This is a genomic window from Bradyrhizobium sp. USDA3516 (assembly GCF_057651995.1).
In genome coordinates, this window is sequence record NZ_JBYGYN010000031.1 from 1 (window position 1) to 534 (window position 534).

The window sequence follows — 534 nt, forward strand, 5'->3', positions numbered from 1 at the left end:
ACCGCATCGTTCGCCGCGCCACCATCGATGGCGATGTTCCGCTCAGCGTCGATGGCCGCCGCAGCGTGACGCGTGTCAAGACACCGAAACCCCAGACGGTCAAGGCCGCCTGATTTCCGCCTCAGCATAGGATTTGCACAATGAACTCTCAGTTTCGATTCCCTGGCGCGCGGCGTCGCGCCTTGCGGGTGCTGCTGGCGGGCGCCTTGGCGGTCGGCCTCGTAACTCCGGCCTTCGCGGAGCCGCCGCTCGAGAAGTCCGAGATCCGCTACCAGGGCTGGGCCGGACAGGTGACGTTTATCGAGCTCGCCGACGATCTTGGCTATCTCGCGCCGTTGAAGCTGAAATGGGTCGGCAACACCATCAGCGGCCCGCAGGACATCCAGACCGTCGTGACCGGCGATATCGACATCGGCGGCGCTTTCTACGGCGCGGTCCTCAAGCTTATCGCGGCGCGCGCACCGATCAAGGCGGTGGTTGGCTATTACGGCTCCGATGCCAACACCTACTACGGCTACTACGTGAAGGACGACA

General features: G+C 63.9%; 1 protein-coding gene and 1 pseudogene. Both read left to right on the forward strand.

The window, feature by feature from the left end:
* Positions 1-113, forward strand: a pseudogene (locus tag AC24YW_RS36605) (TauD/TfdA family dioxygenase); the annotation flags it as partial.
* A 27-nt stretch (positions 114-140) separates the two neighbouring features.
* The coding region (locus tag AC24YW_RS36610; protein ID WP_487487215.1) for a type 2 periplasmic-binding domain-containing protein at positions 141-534 on the forward strand (394 nt) is incomplete at its 3' end.